Raw genomic sequence first — 17,792 nt, 5'->3', positions numbered from 1 at the left:
CCGTTACTCGGCAGAAGAGGCCAGATCGATTTTTGCCTGATCGGACAAGTAGCGCTGGATAGCTGCTAACTCGGCCCCACCATTTACAGAGGCCAATTGCTGCATCAGTGCCTGACGCTGCTCTTTGCTCTGCTTGGACAGTTCGCCCGGGCGCACGCTGCGCAGATCGAGAACTACCAGATCACCATTATTTGTAGCGAAGCTGGTCACTTCATCTTTGCCAGCAGATGGTGCAGGCAATGCAAATGCCTTGGCATTAATCTCACCGCGCTGAGCAAAACCACCGCGGCGAGTTTTATCACTGGTCTCCAGGGTTAAACCTTGCGCTTCTGCCAGTTCTGCAAAACTAGTACCAGTAGCGAGCTTCTCTTTAAGCTCTTCTGCTTGCTTAGCCAATTGCTCACTGGCCTTATCACGCTTCAAACGGTCAACAATTTGCTGGCGAACCTCTTCCAGAGGGTAGGTACCCGCGGGCTTAGAGTCGGTAACCCGCAAAACGACAGAGTGCTCATTGTTCAGGTTGATCACATCTGAAGTATTGCCATCTTCCTTCACTTCCACAGAGAAAGCAGCCTCGATAACCTGCCCGTTAGAAAGGACACCAGATGCGCTCTCGCGCGAAAACAGATTGGCAGTCTTCAGGGGAACACCCAACTCTTCAGCGGGCTCAGCCAGGTTATCCGCGTTGTATGCCAGATCGGCAAGACGGGACAAGGCATCAACAAACTCGCGCTCGGCAACGGACGCACGCAGTCGCTTTTCGATCGCCACTTTTTGCTCTTCGAAGCTCGGCGGTTCACTCTGCTCTACTTCCAACAACTTGATAAAGTGAGTTCCACTATCGGTGGTCACTGGAGCAGAAACCTGACCCACTTCCAGCGCGGCCAAGGCCTGCTCGAATGCCTCTGGGAATACATCACCTGTGGTGTAACCCAACTCACCGCCTTCCTCCGCAGAGCCTACGTCTTGGGAGTAAGTCTTTGCCAACTCGGCAAAATCTTCGCCGGCATCCAGTTTACTCTGAATCTCAGCAATTTTTTCTGCGTCAGCTTCTTCAAGCAAAATATGTGCAGCACGACGGCGAAGTTCCGATGCGAAACCTTTCAGCTCTTGCTCGTACTGAGCGCGAACATCGCTTTCAGAAATATCAATGTTACCGGCAAATACTTCAGGAGTTAGCTCAATATACTCAACCGCCACCTGCTCTGGACGCTGGTATTGCCCTTGATTCTCCTGGTAGTACTGTTCTACTTCAGCATCCGAAACCTGAGTCTCTGCTAGCAGGCCTTCAACTGGCATCACCACGTAATCAAAATCACGCTCTTCCATAGAGGCGGCAACAATCTGTTCTGCATCCGCCTGGGTAGTAAAAGCACTTTCAACCACACTATTTGCGTACTGCTCCAGCGCCATATCATTTTCCATAATCTGGCGGAAGCCTGCAGGGCTATACCCCATACGACGCAAAGCATCGCGGTACATTTGCGGATCAAAACTGCCGTTCACCTGAAAAGCTGGAATTCCTACGATCGCTCTGTCGACCGCCGCAGAGCTCATCACCATACCGCTGTCCTGAGCAGCTTGGCGCATCACAGCACTGGAAACCAACTGGCGTAAAACTGGCTCACGCAACTGCTCATCGCTGATTAAATCAGCGGGCACATCTTCGCCGTACTGACTAATGATCATATTGCGGCGATTTTGAATTGCGCGCTGCAAATCCAAGTTTGTAATTTTTTCGCCATTAACCTCGGCTACCGCATCGGCAGCACCTCCACTGGCACCGGTGAAGAAATCAATTCCCCCAATGACCATAATAAAACCGAAAAAGGCTGCGACAATAATCGCGGCTGTCCCTTTCAGGTTGTCACGCATGGACTGAAGCATGCTCAGCTCCGAAAATTAATTGTTTTTAACTACTATCAGATACAAAAAAGGCGCATCCCAACTGACACGCCTCTTTGACATTCAGACTCTTTTACAAAGTCTCAAAGCCTGCTGAAAACTTAGTTTACAGCGTCTTTCAGGGCTTTACCGGCCTTGAAGTTAGGAATTTTTGCCGCAGCGATTTCAATGGGATCGCCAGTGCGAGGATTGCGACCAGTACGAGCTGCACGCTCTTTCACAGCAAAGGTACCAAAGCCAACGAGGGCAACTTGATCACCTTTTTTCAGGGCATCAGTGATGCTATCAACCATTGCGTCCAAAGCACGGCCAGCTGCTGCTTTTGGAATATCTGCAGATGCGGCAATTGCTTCAATCAGTTCGGACTTATTCACGCTTAATCCCTCTGTTCTTTTTAAATATGCTTCGGGTGGTCTACAAAAGACACCCATACTTTAAATTTTTTAGCCTTCGGCAATTTACGCGCCGGGCAATAAGCCCCGTTTTATACCAACTGCCCAGAAGCGGGTCAAGGAACCATGCGGGTTTCCGGGCAGATGCACACTTTTCAAGCAGCGTAGATAGCCTGATTGGCGAAGTTTTGGCCTTGCGAGTTGTAAAGGGGCGACAAAAGTCACCCCATTACAAGAGTCAGTGAGTTTGGATTCCTCGCTGCGAGCGCTCCTCTGCCTTTTTCTGTAAGGCGGAATACTCTTCATCAGACAGGGATTCAGGCTTGTGTTCGAGCGCCAGCTCAAGTACCTGATCGATCCACTTAACGGGCCTAACCACCAAGTCCTGGAGAATATTATCGGGAATATCCTTCAGATCTCGCTCGTTATCAGCAGGAATCAGTACAGTTTTTATACCGCCTCGATGCGCTGCCAATAACTTTTCCTTAAGACCACCAATTCTTAAAACTTCTCCACGCAGAGTAATTTCTCCGGTCATTGCCACATCTGAGCGCACGGGAATATCCGTTAACACAGACACCAAAGCGGTGCACATGGCAATACCCGCCGAAGGGCCATCTTTGGGGGTGGCACCTTCAGGCACGTGGATATGAATATCCCGGGTCTCGTGGAAGTCCGGACCTATTCCCAGCGCCTGGGAGCGAGAACGCACAACCGTCAAGGCCGCCTGAATAGATTCCTGCATAACATCGCCGAGGGAGCCGGTTTTGATCATGCGCCCTTTACCCGGCACAGCTGAAGCTTCAATGTTAAGAAGCTCACCACCCACCTCCGTCCAGGCGAGACCGGTAACAATTCCGATTTTGTCCTCTTCTTCTGCGCGGCCAAAATCAAATTTGCGTACACCCAGAAGCTCTTCAAGTTGCTCTGGCTGTATTACAGCCTTCTTCTCGGAAGGATTGCGAACGTGCTCGGTTACTACCTTGCGGCAGATCTTGGCAATCTCCCGGTCCAGGCCACGCACACCCGCTTCACGGGTGTAGTAGCGGACAATATCTCGAATACTGTCATCGGAGAGATCCAGCTCATCATCTTTAAGGCCGTTGGCTTTGCGCTGCTTCGGCACAAGATAGCGCTGTGCAATATTCAGCTTTTCGTCCTCGGTATAACCGGGGATTCGAATAACCTCCATACGATCCAGCAATGGGCCTGGAATATTCATTGAGTTAGAGGTGCAGACAAACATCACATCGGAGAGGTCGTAATCCACTTCCAGGTAGTGATCGTTAAAGGTTTTGTTTTGCTCTGGATCCAAAACCTCAAGAAGTGCTGAAGCGGGATCGCCGCGCTGGTCCATCCCCATTTTGTCGACTTCGTCGAGCAGGAACAGGGGATTCTTCACTCCTACTTTCGAAATTTTCTGAATCAGCTTGCCCGGCAGTGAGCCAATATAAGTGCGTCGATGCCCGCGAATCTCGGCTTCATCGCGAACGCCGCCCAGGGCCATACGCACATACTGACGATTTGTTGCTCGAGCAATAGATTGACCGAGGGAGGTTTTACCCACCCCTGGAGGCCCAACCAAGCACAAGATCGGCCCTTTCACTTTCTTCACGCGCTTCTGTACTGCGAGGTATTCCAGAATCCGCTCTTTAACCTCTTCCAAGCCGTAGTGTTCTTTCTCGAGAATTTCCTCGGCTTTAACCAAATCATGTCTCACCCGGCTGGCTTTTTTCCAGGGCAGGCTCAACATCCAGTCGATATAACTGCGTAAAACCGAAGCTTCCGCAGACATAGGCGACATCATCTTTAACTTGGCCAACTCAGCGCGGGTTTTCTTCTCTGCCTCCGCACTCATGCCGGATTCGGCAATTTTGTTTTCCAGCTCTTCAATTTCATTGGGCTCTTCGGTGATCTCGCCCAATTCTTTTTGAATCGCCTTCATCTGCTCATTGAGATAATACTCGCGTTGGCTTTTCTCCATCTGCTTTTTCACACGCCCACGAATGCGTTTTTCCACCTGAATCAGGTCGATTTCAGCATCCATAAGGCCCAGCAAATGCTCCAAACGCTCTTTAACACTGAGAGTCTCCAGAAGCTCTTGCTTCTGAGCCAGCTCAAGGGACATATGCGCAGAAATGGTATCTGCCAAGCGGCCAGGTTCATCAATTCCCGACAGAGAGGTAATAACCTCATTGGGGACTTTCTTACTTACAGAAACGTACTGTTCAAACTGGGACATCACAGAGCGCACAAGGGCATCTGCTTCGCCTTCCGGCAACTCCTGCGTTTCCATCGGCGAGACGGTCGCCTCGAAATGGTTCTCCCTCTCCATCACTTCGTGAATATTTACGCGCTCCCCCCCTTCTACTAGCACCTTCACAGTGCCATCGGGGAGTTTGAGTAACTGCAAGACACTGGCAATAGTGCCCACGCGATAGATATCGTCTGCACCTGGGTCATCCTCAGATGCCTTTCGCTGCGCCACAAGCAATACCTGCTTATCCCTGCGCATGGCCTCTTCCAGGGCCTCTATGGACTTTTCCCTGCCGACAAAAAGCGGGATCACCATATGGGGGTAAACAACAACATCGCGCAATGGCAACAACGGATATTCAAGTGTGGTGTCGGATGACTGATCCATAGAACTCCTCTCGGCCCTATCACTGGGTATTTGGCGCGGCATCATGCTGCTGTTGGAATTGACAGCTTAACCTGGGCCACCGCCCTTCAGATGCTAGTAATGGGGGGGAAGGGCCCGAAATACAAGTCTAATCTCGCGACCAATTTGTGCCGAGCTAAGAGTGCTATTCGAGCCAGGAATACCCAGACAGGTAGTTAGATACCCGGGTAATCAGAAAAAACTATAAAAAAAGCCCCAATATTGGGGCTTTTTGAGGTGGGATTTGAGCTACTCTTCTGGCGCCGCCTTCTGCGGCTGGGACTCACTCTCATAAACCAGCAGCGGGGCTGATTCGCCTTTAATGACCGCCTCGTCAATCACAACTTTCACCACATTATCTGTGGATGGGATGTCATACATGGTCTCCAACAATACGGACTCCATGATAGAGCGCAGGCCACGGGCGCCTGTTTTCCGCTCCATTGCCTTGGTGGCAACCGCATCCAACGCATCGGGGCGGAAATCCAGCTCTACATCTTCCATCTCAAACAGTTTTCCGTACTGTTTGGTCAAAGCATTACGTGGCTCGGTGAGAATCTGTACCAGAGCCTCACGGTCCAACTCTTCCAAAGTTGCGGTCACCGGTAGGCGTCCAACAAACTCCGGGATCAGTCCGTAACGAACCAGGTCTTCGGGCTCCAGGTCGCGCAGGATCTCACCAAAATTACTGGTGCCATCCTTCGATTTAACCTCTGCACTGAAACCAATTCCACCCTTCTCCGAGCGATCGCGGATAACCTTATCCAGCCCTGCAAAAGCGCCGCCACAAATAAACAGGATATTGGAGGTGTCGACCTGCAAGAATTCCTGCTGCGGATGCTTGCGTCCACCCTGCGGCGGCACAGACGCCACAGTGCCTTCAATCAACTTCAGTAGCGCTTGCTGCACACCTTCACCGGACACATCACGGGTAATTGAAGGGTTGTCTGACTTGCGCGAAATTTTGTCGATCTCATCGATATAGACGATTCCCTGCTGGGCTTTCTCTACATCGTAATCACACTTCTGCAAAAGCTTCTGGATGATATTCTCAACATCCTCCCCCACATAACCAGCTTCGGTCAGGGTGGTTGCATCGGCAATAGTGAAAGGAACATTGAGCAGGCGAGCCAGGGTCTCGGCAAGAAGGGTTTTACCACTACCGGTTGGGCCTACCAGCAAAATATTAGACTTACTGAGCTCTACTTCATCCTTACTTTTAACACCAGACTTGGTGCGCAGACGCTTGTAGTGATTGTATACGGCAACAGCCAGCACACGCTTGGCTCTCTCCTGCCCAATCACATACTGATCGAGGATTTCAGTAATCTCACGGGGTGTCGGCAGGCGCCCTTCAGGCCCCTCCGCAGTCTCTTGTACTTCTTCACGAATAATGTCAGTACACAGCTCGACACATTCATCGCAGATAAAGACTGACGGCCCAGCGATTAACTTCCGCACTTCCTGTTGGCTTTTGCCACAGAAAGAGCAGTACAGCAATTTTCCGCTGTCTTCTCCGCTGCTTTTGTCGGTCATCAAAATACTCCGTCGTCACTGGCCGGCCAGGGCCCTAAATTCAGCTTACCCAGCAAGATGCTGCCTTTTGGCGTGATTTTCAAGTCCCAACGAAAGCCAGCCTGTCAAAAAAACTAACTTTCGCTGAAATCCGCCTCCGGCAAACTTTTAATGTAGAAAAATCTACTTATCGAATGCCTGTCGGCGGGACAATACATCATCGACCAAGCCATATTCCTTGGCCTCATCGGCGCTCATAAAGTTGTCGCGCTCTGTATCCCTCTCAATATCACTGACTGGACGTCCAGAGTGATGCGCCATGAGCTCATTCAACCGATGACGAATCTTGAGGATTTCCTGGGCGTGAATGTGGATATCACTCGCCTGCCCTTGGGCCCCACCGCTGGGCTGGTGAATCATCACACGGGAGTTTGGTGTTACGAAGCGTTTGCCTTCAGCACCGGCAGTCAACAAGAAGGCGCCCATACTACAGGCCTGCCCAATGCACATAGTGCTGACATCAGGCTTAATGAACTGCATGGTGTCATAGATAGACATGCCGGCAGTTACCGAGCCGCCCGGTGAATTAATGTAGAGGTGAATATCCTTATCCGGATTTTCTGCCTCGAGGAAAAGCAGCTGCGCAACAACCAGATTGGCCATGTGGTCTTCTACAGGCCCGACCAGGAAGATCACACGCTCTTTTAACAGGCGAGAATAAATATCAAATGAGCGCTCCCCTCTGGCGGTTTGTTCTACCACCATGGGAACTAAACCTGATGCTGAGGGCTCTATCGAAGCTTTTGGAAAATCAATTCGTGCCATAGGTACCATTGCTTCCTTTTGTGGCGTATTCGGCAGGCCAGCGAATAGGCATCGTATGCCCATGCTGAAAAATTTGGTTTTCAGAGCTTAACCGGTCAGGCGAGAGAAAGCCAGCCGGTAAAAAGGAAGGAGATGTAGGGGCGTCACGCTTGAGCGGACGCCACCTTACACCTGAATGAAGTGAGAGATTAGCCTTGTTTTTGCGGCTTAATCACTTCGTCGTAGCTGCTGTCAACTTCAGATACTTTAGCTGAAGCCAGTACGTGATCAACAACCTGGTCTTCCAGTACAACAGACTCAACTCCAGACAGCAGCTCACGGTTGCTGTAGTAGTAGTCAACCACTTCTTGCGGCTGCTGGTAGGTAGAAGCCAGCTCTTCAACTTTCGCCTTTACGCGATCGGCATCAACAGAAAGTTCATTCTGCTTAACAATCTCACCGACTACCAGACCGAGAACTACACGGCGTTTTGCCTGCTCTTCGAACATAGTGTCAGGCAACATGCGCTCGGCATCTTCAGCCTTGATCTGACCACCAAACTGCTGAACCATTTGACCACGCAGGGTAGTTACTTCACTGGCAACCAGAGCGGACGGCAGCTCAACTGGATGCTTCTCGAACAACTGATCCATGATCTGGGTCTTAACTTTGTTCAGAGCGGCATTTTTCAGCTCACGCTGCATGTTGTTGCGAACTTCCTCACGGAACTTCTCTTCGCCACCTTCCTGAACACCGTAAGCTTTGAAGAACTCTTCGTTCAGCTCGGGAAGTTCAGGCTTCTCGGAAGAAGTCACCTTGATATTAAAGGTAACAGCAGCACCGCGAAGCTCTTCTGCTTGGTAATCTTCCGGGAAGGTCAGATCAATGTCTTTCTCTTCACCGGGCTTCATACCCAGAATGCCTTCTTCGAAGCCAGGGATCATCTGGCCGGAACCCAGTACCAACTGGTGACCTTCGGCCTTGCCGCCTTCAAACTCTTCGCCGTCTTTGCGACCAACAAAGTTGATAACAACACGATCGCCCTTTTGAGCTTTGCGCTTGGTATCTTTCCAGGAAGACTGTTGCTTGCGCAGAACATCGATCATGTTCTTCACGTCAGCATCAGTAACTTCTGCAACAGGACGCTCTACAGCGATCTCAGCCAGGTCAGCGAGTTCAACTTCAGGGTAAACCTCGAAAGTAGCAACGTACTCCAGGTTTTCGCCAGCAGCAGTCTGCTTAGCTTCGATGCTAGGCTGGCCGGCAGGTTTAACCTCTTCCTTCTGTACCGCTTCGTAGAAAGAACGGCTCATTACCTCACCCAGAACTTCCTGACGAACGCCGGCGCCAAAGCGCTGACGAACAACCTTCATCGGCACCTTGCCTTTGCGGAAGCCATTGATGCGAACAGTCTTAGCAGCCTGCTGGAGGCGCTTATCCACTTCTTTGTCGACAATTTCTGCCGGCAAGTTGACCGTTAAGCGACGCTCCAGACCGGAAGTAGTTTCGATGGAAACCTGCATGTTTATCCTCGTGAGACTATCTCTGTAATCGCGCCGCAGCGCCAACGAATACCGGGTCACCGAGACTTAGTCAGTAACCTCGTAGGCCCAGCACCAAAACAATACTTTTGTGCTGCCGCCAAATACACAAGAAGCCCGCACCTACCCCTCCAGGGCAAGTCACACGGACTTCAAGGCTTTTAATTTGGTGGGGACGGGGAGACTCGAACTCCCACACCTTTCGGCACCAGAACCTAAATCTGGCGTGTCTACCAATTTCACCACGTCCCCAAATCGAACCTGTCGCTAACTCTTTGATATTTAAGCGCTTTCGCTACTTTTTTAGAGCCCATCGCGACAAGGGGTGCAGATTGTGCCACAGCATTTTGGGGTCTTCAACACTTTACTGAACACTTTTCTCATAAAATAAAAAAAGGCGCCTCAAAGGCGCCTTTTTTCGGGGTCTAATTTCCTTAGACTCGCTCTACAACAGTGGTAATACCCTGCCCCAGACCGATACACATGGTAGATACACCCAGGTTGCCGCCCTCATTCTGCATAACGCTCAGCAGGGTGCCAGTAATGCGCACGCCAGAGCAGCCGAAGGGGTGACCCAGGGCAATAGCGCCACCGTACAGGTTGACCTTCTCATCCATCTGCTCGAGCAGATCCAGGTCTTTCAGCACCGGCAGCGCCTGCGCCGCAAATGCCTCATTCAGCTCAAACTTGTCGATATCGCCAACAGTTAGACCCGCTCTCTTGAGCGCCTTCTTGGTAGAGGGCACCGGGCCATAACCCATAATGGACGGATCAACACCAGCCAACGCCATTTCTTTCACGCGAGCAATAGGAGTCATACCCAAAGCCTGTGCGCGCTCAGCGGACATTACCAGCATCACAGAGGCGCCGTCGGTGATCTGAGAGGAGGTGCCGGCTGTTACCTGACCGTGCTTCGGATCGAATGCTGGCTTCAGCTGAGCCAGACCTTCCACGGTGGTGTCCGGACGGATGGTTTGGTCCGTCTCAACCAGGAAAGGTACACCGTCATCGTCATGACCTTCAATAGCGATAATTTCGCGATTGAATTTGCCAGCCTTGGTAGCTTCAGCGGCGCGATGGTGAGAGCGTGCACCGAACTCATCCATCTGCTGACGCTGGATACCGTGCATCATCGCCAGGTATTCAGCAGTCATACCCATGGAGCCGGCAGCTTTAGCCATATAGCGACCCAGCATTGGGTTGGGGCTAACATGCTCCATCATGTTCAGGTGACCCATGTGCTCAACACCACCCACAACGTACACATCGCCAACGCCAGCCTGGATGTTGGCAGCTGCAGTATGCAGGGAGGACATAGAGGAGCCGCACAGGCGGTTGACGGTTTGCGCCGGGATAGTGTGTGGCAGACCAGCGCGCAGCAGGATAAAGCGAGCTACGTTAAAGCCCTGCTCATCGCGCTGCATAACACAGCCCCAGATCAGGTCATCGATCTCGGCGGGATCGAGCTTGTCATTGCGCTGCATGAACTTTTTCAGCAGCTCAGCGGACATATCATCGGCGCGAACATGGCGATATACGCCATTCTTCGAGCGACCCATGGCCGTACGCGCGTAGTCGACGATTACGGCATCTCTAGGATTTAAACTCATCGCTATTCTCCTTACTTGTCGCCGTAGTAGGTTTTGCCACTTGCGGCCATTTCACGCATGCGATCGGTCGGCTTGTACAGCTCACCCAGATCGGCGTACTTATCGGCAATCTTCACGAATTCATCCAGACCAATGCTGTCCAGCCACGCGAAGATTCCACCGCGGAACGGAGGGAAGCCAATGCCGTAGATCAGCGCCATATCAGCTTCAGCTGGGGAATCCACGATACCCTCTTCCAGGCAGCGAGCCAGCTCGGTTGCCATAGGCACCATCATGCGCTCGATAATTTCGTCTTTTTCAAACTCGCGACGTTCAGCAACGTGCGGCTTAAGCAGCTCGTAGGACTCTTCAGTAGCCACTTTCTTCGGGCGACCTTTTTTGTCCTGCTCGTAGTTATAGAAGCCTTTGTTGTTCTTCTGGCCGTAACGACCCGCTTCATACATAACGTCGGAAGCAGCGGTAAAGGTTTTACCCATGCGATCGGGGAAGCCTTCAGCCATTACGCTTTCTGCGTGAACACCGGTATCGATACCGACAACGTCCATCAGGTAAGCGGGGCCCATCGGCCAACCCCAACGCTCCATCACCTTATCAACGGCCTGGAAGTCAGCGCCATCGCGCACCAGCATGGAGAAACCGGCAAAGTAAGGGAAGAGAACGCGGTTAACCAGGAATCCAGGACAGTCGCGTACAACAATAGCTTTCTTGCCCATCTTATTTGCGTAGGCAACAACGCGAGCTACAGCTGTGTCGGAAGTTTTCTCTCCGCGAATCACCTCAACCAGCGGCATTTTGTGCACTGGGTTGAAGAAGTGCATACCGAGGAAGTTCTCCGGACGAGAGAGCGGCTCAGCCAGCTGGTTAATAGAAATAGTGGAGGTGTTAGAAGCGATTACAGCGTCTTCGCTTACTTTGGTTTCCACTTCTTTCAATACTGCATGCTTCACCTTGGGATTTTCAACCACCGCTTCCACAACAACATCGATATCGTTGAAGCCGTCGTAGCTCAAGGTAGGCTCGATACGGTTGAGCACTTCACCCATTTTAACGGGGGTCAGGCGCTTGCGATCAACCAACTTGGACAGCAGCTTGTTCGCCTCATTCAGACCAAGATCGATACCCTTCTGGTCGATATCCTTCATCTTGATCGGAGTGCCTTTGTAGGCAGACTGGTAAGCGATACCGCCACCCATAATGCCAGCACCCAATACTGCCGCACGCTCAATCGGCTTATCGGCTTTCTTCTCCCAACCTTTGGCAACTTTACCAATTGCCTGGTCAGCCAGGAACAGCCCTACCAGAGACTTCGCAGTGCCGGTCTGCGCGCAGAAAATGAACTTCTCCTGTTCAATTTTCAGCGCTTCATCACGGGTCAACTTGTAACCCTGCTCGATTGACTCAACCGCAGCTACGGGAGAGGGGTAGTTTTTACCCGCCTGCTGACCCACAAATGCCTTGGTGGTAAAGAAGGCCATTAGCGCTTCAGTATCATTCAAGGGGATTGGAGATTTCTTCAGCTCGCGAATGGCTTTGTAGTCCAGCTCGCCATTAATAGCGCGCTCAAGCAGCTTGACCGCTGCATCTTTGAGCTTGGCAGTGGGGATCACCGCATCGACAGCGTGAGCTTCTAGAGCGGCGGCAGGCTTCTGCTCTTTACCCGCTGCAATCCACTCAGCAGCAACATCAACACCCACTACACGCGGCAGGCGAACAGTGCCACCCCAGCCCGGAATCAGACCCAGCTTAACTTCCGGAAGGCCAACTTTGGCCTCTTCGCCCATCAGGCGGAAGTCACAGCCAAGACACACCTCAAAACCACCGCCAAGCGCGTAGCCATTAATTGCTACCGCAGTCGGTACCGGAAGGTCTTCCAGGCGGTTGATATTTTCGTTGTTCTGATTCATCAGATCAGCAACGCCCTCTGCACCTGCAGAGAAGGCACCACCAAACTCAGTGATATCAGCACCAACAATGAAGACGCCTTTACCGCTGGTCAGCAGTACACCTTTTACACCATCCGCTGCTTCGATAGCATCCAGCGCTTGGGAGAATTCAGAAACCGTCTGACGGTTAAATTTATTGACGGATTCGCCTTGCAGGTCGAATTTGAGCTCGGCGATGCCGTTGTCCAGCATCTGTACCGTGAGCGCTTTGCCACTAAATAACATTGATTGACCTCTTTTATTCTGGGCCGCGATCCTGGGCCCGGGGTCGGAATTTTTGTGCAACCAAGGGCCGCCCCGCACAGCGCGGTGACACTTAGGCCCAATTTGGTCAGCCGTAGTATAGCCAGATTCAAACGATTGTTTGAATACTATTTCTTACAAATGGAGTGGCACCAGGAGTGCCAAAGTACAGAAATTCGCCAGTTTGCGAACGGAATGAAATTAAAGCAGGGCTAGTCTATCTCGGATCGTGCCGCCTTATCAGCCACTTGGCACGAACTCCCTCTTTTCTAAACCACCTTTCAGGAATTGGGCTCTTGAAGGTCGGGATGCCCATAAGCCGGCATCATTGCGCTGACAACTACACAGTCACAGCGACCTATATTTCGAAAGCGGTGCGGACGCTGAGCATCAAAATAATACCCATCACCGGTACTCAGCAGGGCAAAATCGGAGCCAACCGTAACCTCCAGGTCACCACTGACAACCACTCCACCAATCTCCCCCTCAGTAGACTCGAGAGAAAAGCCGGTATCATCCCCAGCCGGAAATACTTTCCACAATAGCGACATGCCGCAGTTTGCCTTTGCCCCTCCAAACAAACGGCAGGACACAGAGCCATGACCGATCTCAGGCACTTCATTTCCGCGAAAAAAAATTTGCTTTGCGCCCGATATTTCCAAGGAAAAAAAATCGGTTAGCGACATAGGAATGGCGCCCAATATTTTTTTTAAGGAGCTTACGGAAGGGCTAACCTTTCCCAATTCAATAAAAGAAATTGTTGCGTTGGTTACCCCAGCCCGTCTCGCCAACTCCCTCTGTGAGATACCGTAAATGTGGCGCACCATTTTCAAGCGGGCGCCAACATCCTCTTCAGGATCATCCATGCTCCCCATTAGCTCCTTTTGTGCAATCTCCCCTCAGGTAAAAATCACCGTAATTGAGGTATTATGTAAAAGCCAATCACACCATATCTTCAAAGGGATTTCCATTTGGCAACTTCACCGGCGGCATTCCGGGTAAACAAATTTCTTCTTCTGAGATAGTGATCTCACTTTCATTGATCATGCCCTCACCAAATCGATAAATAACATCAAGCTCACCACGAGAAGCCTTGGTGTTGTACTTTTCGCTCTGCTCTACAACCTTCTCGTTCAACGCTTGAGACGTCACAATGGCCGATTTGCCATGACGCTTTTTCATCATTGATTTTGTGATCTGCGGGGACAAAATTGTTGCCGTCGCATTATTTCCGCCAAAACCTTTCGAGTTTAAGAACGCTAAATCAAGCGCACCCCTACCCCTATCGGTATGCTCAAGGGAAATATCCAGATGCTTACAATGAACATCATCGGCGATGTGATCAACGGTGGTTACTCCCGGGAGTATGCCGCGATCAAATACACCTAACGCTGTAACTAACTGATCTCCACTGGCTGAAGCAACGGTATGCCCCAAAAAGGCCTTGACCGCACAAATCGGCCACTCGGCAATACCAAATGCGCCGGCCAAACGATCAAAAATGGCGGACTCAGTAACCCGATTTTGCGGCGTGCTGGAGCCATGGGCTTGCACAAAGCTGCGACGCCGCAAACTATCCTCACCCACAATTGCCCGCGCCTCCGCCATTGCCCTGGCCATCGTCAGGTAATTCCCGGGACCCGGCGCAGAAATCGATTTTTTTGTACCGTCGGCATTGGTAAACACACCAGCAACCGAACCATATACGGAAGCACCCAACTCAAGCGCCAGAGCATCATCCATTAAGATGACCCACTGGGTACCCTCACCCAAGGTAAAACCACAGTTCTCACCGAACGGGCGACTGGTGCGTCGATAATCAATTTCACCAGGGAAAAGCTTGCGTAAATTCTCGGTAGTGGCAAGAGCACCCATCGTTGAATAGCCATCGACAACTTCAGGCACAAGGGGCGCCTCAGCCGCACCAATTACAGCGACCCGCGCCCTACCCGAGCGAATATCTTCAACGCCAGCGCGAAGGTTGTACAGGAAGGTTGCGCAAGCACCGGCAACAGCGCCAGTAGAACCGACATTTCCGAGCACATAAGCGTTAACAAAATCCGCTGGCATACTATTTAGACCAAGCGCTAACTGTTTAGAGCTTACGCGACCACCTCGCAGGCGGGACTGCAATAGACCACCGTTGCCAAATGGGTCCAGTTGACTCATTGCCGAGGCGGCATAGAGTGAAATATTTCCCGGCCCAGCCGCAGATACAACGGTATCCCAATCAACCCCCAAAGACTGCACAGCATCTGATGCGCCCAAGAGGGCCAACTGCAGTCCCCTCGGGTGAAATCGAGAGTTATATTTAGTGCCCGGTTCAAATCCAGTTGGGAGCTGGCCGGCAGCAGCCACACTTATCTCACGGTGGCTATCCAACAAAACTGACAGCTCAGCTGTGGTGACCCGAACCCTGCCGCCCTGGATATGCTCCAAGTGCCAATGAGCTGGCACAGGCTGCGGAAGCTGCCGGGTGGAAATTTCAAATGTCAGGCCCTGGGGGTTTGCGAGCTGGGCAGACTGATGGAAATGGCACTTGCGGTAGTCGTAATAGCGACTCTCTAGTTCGCGTACCAAAGTACCATCCAACACCTGCTGCTCAAGGGCAGGGTCCAAAATGCCTTCAGCGTTGTCTCCGGTACGCAAGCCCATCAGGGCAGCCAGGTCGGAAAGAGTGCTATCCCTCTCTTCCTTACCCAGTTTATCTAGCACGAGGCGAGAGTACCCCCTATGGAAAGAACTACGTCCAGCAGGGTTGAATCCACCGAATGCGGTGATTACGGGAAGGCGCTGCATCCTGACCTCCAGCCAAGCACTTAACACTATAAAAATAAGAGATGCGAGTGTAGGGGGTGGCGATTCTGTCCAGTTATGGGCATACTGGCCAGCAAAATTGAGTGTTTTGGCCAATAGCGCAAGTGCGCATAGATGTGTAATGCGAACAGTAACTTTTCTACTTATCGACCAGATGCTGGCAACCGGTACCGTTCTCCCACTTGAGATGCTCCGCGGTGCGGAGAGTCGCGCCAGGGTTGAGGGCATCAAGGGCAGCCTAAAACTGGTGACCGCCAGTTTGGATGGGGCACCAGTAAATACCCGCTGCGGGTTTACCCTTCAACCGGACGTCGCTCTTAGCGATGCACCAGATAGCGACCTAATCTACATCCCGACCATGTGGCGCAACCCCCGCCCCGCCCTTAAGCGAGGCGGAAAAATATTGGAATGGCTGCGCCAACAGGAAAAACAAGGAGCTGCAATTAGTGCTGTGGGTACCGGAGTTTGCTTTTTGGCCGAAGCGGGCCTCCTTAACGGAAAACCTGCAACCACCCACTGGCATTATTTTGATCAATTTAGCTCAGACTATCCAGAGGTAAAGTTAAAACGTCAGTATTTTATTACCCAGGCAGACAAACTTTTCTGTGCGGCCAGCGTCAATGCCCTCGCCAACGTAACGGTTCATATGATCCGTCAACTGTATGGGCCGGCCATCGCCAGTCATGTGGAGCGCAATTTCTCTCACGAAATTCGCCGCCCATTTGAAGAGATAGCCTACTCAGAAGGATCTGTTCACTTACACCCAGATGAAGATATCGTTCAAGCCCAGGCCTGGCTCAAAGAACATTGCAATACCGAGGTACGCCTTAGCGAAGTGGCGCAACTTTTCGATATGAGTGTGCGATCGTTCAATCGCCGGTTCAAACTTGCTACAGGACAGACACCATTGCAGTATTTGCAAAATGTCAGGGTTGACATGGCGCGCGAGCTTTTACAATCAAGCAATTTATCGGTCAATGAAATTGCTGAAAAAGTTGGTTACCAGGATATGGGGCATTTCACAGCGCTATTTAAAAAATTTCTGGCAACAACTCCAAGTGAATATCGCACCACGGTGCGAGCCAAGCTATTCAGGGTCAACACTTAATTTTCTTAGAAAAATAACATCACTGTGGACAAACTGGAGCTCGGCACCGAGTGACCGAGCCAACCATTCAAATGTCTTCACGCTAAAGAAGCAAATATGTGTAGGGTCTCTGATATAGTGCCAATTGGCGAAGCGCTCTGCAGAAATAACCAGTTTCGTCATCAGGGCCATAACCCCCCCTGTACGAAGCCTTTGCCAAAGGTTTTCAAGTTCCTCTCCTGGCCTCACAAGATGTTCTATCACTTCTGTAGCAACAATAAAGTCGTAGCTCCTATGCAGCGCCTTCCTGGCCGGCATGTAAAAGTGATCATACAGGTCCACCCGATGTCCACTCTCCGCCAAAATTCTGGCCAATAAAGGCGCCGGGCCACAACCAAAGTCCAGGCCATGGCAGGCTCCACTCAACTCTTTCAGTAACGGCTGCGCGCAACGACTGAGAAATTGATGGTAACCGTCATCCTCCATCGAATTCTCATGGAGGTCGTAATAAGCTCTCTCTTTTTCAGGTGTCAGATGGTATTGCGGCGGCACAAAAACGAGCGCGCAGTTATCACACTGATGATAACTGCGGAATTTATCCTGATGGTAAAACTGTACCGCACTTTGGCGGCACAGCGGGCAATGAAGCGACAACTTACGCTACTGCAGCAGTGGACTTAGTCTCACTCTCTTTGTGCTGCAGCACATTACCTTCTGTAATCGAAATTTTTCGTGGCTTCATCGCTTCAGGTATTTCGCGTACCAATTCTATATGTAACAACCCATTAGCCAGTTTTGCATCGGTCACTTTCACGTGATCGGCAAGCTGAAAGCGCCGCTCAAAATTTCTTGCGGCGATACCCCTGTGTAAATAATTTCCCTGGCTATTACTTTCTGGCTTAGTGCCGCTAACCACTAAACGATTTTGCTCCACCTGAATATCGAGTTCAGACTGCTCAAAACCAGCGACAGCCATGGAAATTCGGTAGCTATCCTCGCCGGTCAACTCTATATCGTAAGGGGGGTAGGAAGGCTGTTTTTGCTCGCTTGTGGTCATTGCATCGAGCAGGCTGGCCATACGGTCAAAACCAATTGCAGAGCGATAAAGTGGAGAGAAATCAAAATTACGCATTATCATATCCTCAATTCAGAGCAATATTTAAAACTACGTCCGTCAAATGACCGGACTCTATTCAGGGGCACTTTTCATTGAAGCTACCACCTGTACAACAAAGATATGGGCAGAGGTTTCTAATTCAAGGGTGACAGATAA

The 17,792-nt window shown here is 51.2% G+C and carries 13 protein-coding genes and 1 tRNA gene; 1 reads left to right on the top strand and 13 read right to left on the bottom strand.

Annotated elements, in window-relative coordinates; translation table 11 throughout:
• Positions 1-3: 3 nt before the first annotated feature.
• The 11 genes from ACJJI4_RS05830 to ACJJI4_RS05780 form a co-directional block, all read right to left on the bottom strand.
• Positions 4-1,887 (bottom strand): SurA N-terminal domain-containing protein, encoded by a 1,884-nt coding sequence (locus ACJJI4_RS05830; protein WP_444927378.1) that lies wholly within the window; start codon positions 1,885-1,887, stop codon positions 4-6.
• A 119-nt stretch (positions 1,888-2,006) separates the two neighbouring features.
• Positions 2,007-2,336, bottom strand: coding sequence for a non-specific DNA-binding protein Hbs (gene hbs / locus ACJJI4_RS05825; RefSeq protein ID WP_255422880.1), 330 nt, complete (start codon positions 2,334-2,336; stop codon positions 2,007-2,009).
• A gap of 199 nt (positions 2,337-2,535) precedes the next feature.
• Positions 2,536-4,941, bottom strand: a complete 2,406-nt coding sequence (gene lon / locus ACJJI4_RS05820) for an endopeptidase La (RefSeq protein ID WP_413665176.1) — start codon at positions 4,939-4,941, stop codon at positions 2,536-2,538.
• A 267-nt stretch (positions 4,942-5,208) separates the two neighbouring features.
• Positions 5,209-6,495 (bottom strand): ATP-dependent Clp protease ATP-binding subunit ClpX, encoded by a 1,287-nt coding sequence (gene clpX, locus ACJJI4_RS05815; RefSeq protein ID WP_444927377.1) that lies wholly within the window; start codon positions 6,493-6,495, stop codon positions 5,209-5,211.
• A gap of 162 nt (positions 6,496-6,657) precedes the next feature.
• Complete coding sequence (clpP, locus tag ACJJI4_RS05810; protein WP_282933430.1) at positions 6,658-7,299, bottom strand: ATP-dependent Clp endopeptidase proteolytic subunit ClpP; 642 nt, start codon at positions 7,297-7,299, stop codon at positions 6,658-6,660.
• A 188-nt stretch (positions 7,300-7,487) separates the two neighbouring features.
• Positions 7,488-8,801 carry a trigger factor gene (gene tig / locus ACJJI4_RS05805; RefSeq protein ID WP_444905767.1) on the bottom strand — a complete coding sequence of 438 codons (1,314 nt, stop codon included), beginning with the start codon at positions 8,799-8,801 and terminating at the stop codon, positions 7,488-7,490.
• Positions 8,802-8,986: 185 nt separating this feature from the next.
• Positions 8,987-9,071: transfer RNA gene (locus tag ACJJI4_RS05800), tRNA-Leu, on the bottom strand.
• Between the two features lie 182 nt (positions 9,072-9,253).
• Positions 9,254-10,429: an acetyl-CoA C-acyltransferase FadA gene (gene fadA / locus ACJJI4_RS05795; RefSeq protein WP_413665174.1), complete on the bottom strand. Its 1,176-nt coding sequence runs from the start codon at positions 10,427-10,429 to the stop codon at positions 9,254-9,256.
• An 11-nt stretch (positions 10,430-10,440) separates the two neighbouring features.
• Positions 10,441-12,597, bottom strand: a complete 2,157-nt coding sequence (gene fadB, locus ACJJI4_RS05790; protein ID WP_444927376.1) for a fatty acid oxidation complex subunit alpha FadB — start codon at positions 12,595-12,597, stop codon at positions 10,441-10,443.
• A 299-nt stretch (positions 12,598-12,896) separates the two neighbouring features.
• Positions 12,897-13,481 (bottom strand): type II toxin-antitoxin system RelB family anti-toxin, encoded by a 585-nt coding sequence (locus tag ACJJI4_RS05785; RefSeq protein WP_444916095.1) that lies wholly within the window; start codon positions 13,479-13,481, stop codon positions 12,897-12,899.
• A gap of 76 nt (positions 13,482-13,557) precedes the next feature.
• A complete protein-coding gene (locus tag ACJJI4_RS05780) occupies positions 13,558-15,414 on the bottom strand; it encodes a beta-ketoacyl synthase (protein ID WP_444927375.1) in 1,857 nt (618 codons plus the stop codon).
• Positions 15,415-15,553: 139 nt separating this feature from the next.
• Between ACJJI4_RS05780 and ACJJI4_RS05775 the strand changes: the two genes are divergently transcribed.
• The gene (locus ACJJI4_RS05775; RefSeq protein ID WP_444927374.1) at positions 15,554-16,540 is read left to right on the top strand and encodes a GlxA family transcriptional regulator; all 987 of its coding nucleotides are present in this window, start codon (positions 15,554-15,556) and stop codon (positions 16,538-16,540) included.
• Here the strand turns inward: ACJJI4_RS05775 and ACJJI4_RS05770 are convergent.
• Together ACJJI4_RS05770 and ACJJI4_RS05765 are read right to left on the bottom strand one after the other, a co-directional pair.
• Positions 16,520-17,173: a class I SAM-dependent methyltransferase gene (locus ACJJI4_RS05770; RefSeq protein ID WP_444916093.1), complete on the bottom strand. Its 654-nt coding sequence runs from the start codon at positions 17,171-17,173 to the stop codon at positions 16,520-16,522. The two genes, ACJJI4_RS05775 and ACJJI4_RS05770, sit on opposite strands and share 21 nt — an antisense overlap.
• 1 nt (position 17,174) lies before the next feature.
• Positions 17,175-17,651: an Hsp20 family protein gene (locus ACJJI4_RS05765; RefSeq protein ID WP_444912651.1), complete on the bottom strand. Its 477-nt coding sequence runs from the start codon at positions 17,649-17,651 to the stop codon at positions 17,175-17,177.
• Positions 17,652-17,792 lie beyond the last annotated feature (141 nt).

This window comes from Microbulbifer maximicatervae (SeqCode) (assembly GCF_052467305.1).
This window is presented reverse-complemented; position numbering and strand designations above follow the sequence as displayed.

What these genes read in the sequence shown, in the direction of transcription:
- lon (WP_413665176.1), bottom strand. Translation starts at nt 4,941, where the DNA reads ATGGATCAGTCATCCGACACCACACTTGAATATCCGTTGTTGCCATTG.
- ACJJI4_RS05765 (WP_444912651.1), bottom strand. Translation starts at nt 17,651, where the DNA reads ATGCGTAATTTTGATTTCTCTCCACTTTATCGCTCTGCAATTGGTTTT.
- clpP (WP_282933430.1), bottom strand. Translation starts at nt 7,299, where the DNA reads ATGGCACGAATTGATTTTCCAAAAGCTTCGATAGAGCCCTCAGCATCA.
- fadA (WP_413665174.1), bottom strand. Translation starts at nt 10,429, where the DNA reads ATGAGTTTAAATCCTAGAGATGCCGTAATCGTCGACTACGCGCGTACG.
- fadB (WP_444927376.1), bottom strand. Translation starts at nt 12,597, where the DNA reads ATGTTATTTAGTGGCAAAGCGCTCACGGTACAGATGCTGGACAACGGC.
- ACJJI4_RS05775 (WP_444927374.1), top strand. Translation starts at nt 15,554, where the DNA reads ATGCGAACAGTAACTTTTCTACTTATCGACCAGATGCTGGCAACCGGT.
- ACJJI4_RS05830 (WP_444927378.1), bottom strand. Translation starts at nt 1,887, where the DNA reads ATGCTTCAGTCCATGCGTGACAACCTGAAAGGGACAGCCGCGATTATT.
- hbs (WP_255422880.1), bottom strand. Translation starts at nt 2,336, where the DNA reads ATGGGTGTCTTTTGTAGACCACCCGAAGCATATTTAAAAAGAACAGAG.
- tig (WP_444905767.1), bottom strand. Translation starts at nt 8,801, where the DNA reads ATGCAGGTTTCCATCGAAACTACTTCCGGTCTGGAGCGTCGCTTAACG.
- ACJJI4_RS05780 (WP_444927375.1), bottom strand. Translation starts at nt 15,414, where the DNA reads ATGCAGCGCCTTCCCGTAATCACCGCATTCGGTGGATTCAACCCTGCT.
- clpX (WP_444927377.1), bottom strand. Translation starts at nt 6,495, where the DNA reads ATGACCGACAAAAGCAGCGGAGAAGACAGCGGAAAATTGCTGTACTGC.
- ACJJI4_RS05785 (WP_444916095.1), bottom strand. Translation starts at nt 13,481, where the DNA reads ATGGATGATCCTGAAGAGGATGTTGGCGCCCGCTTGAAAATGGTGCGC.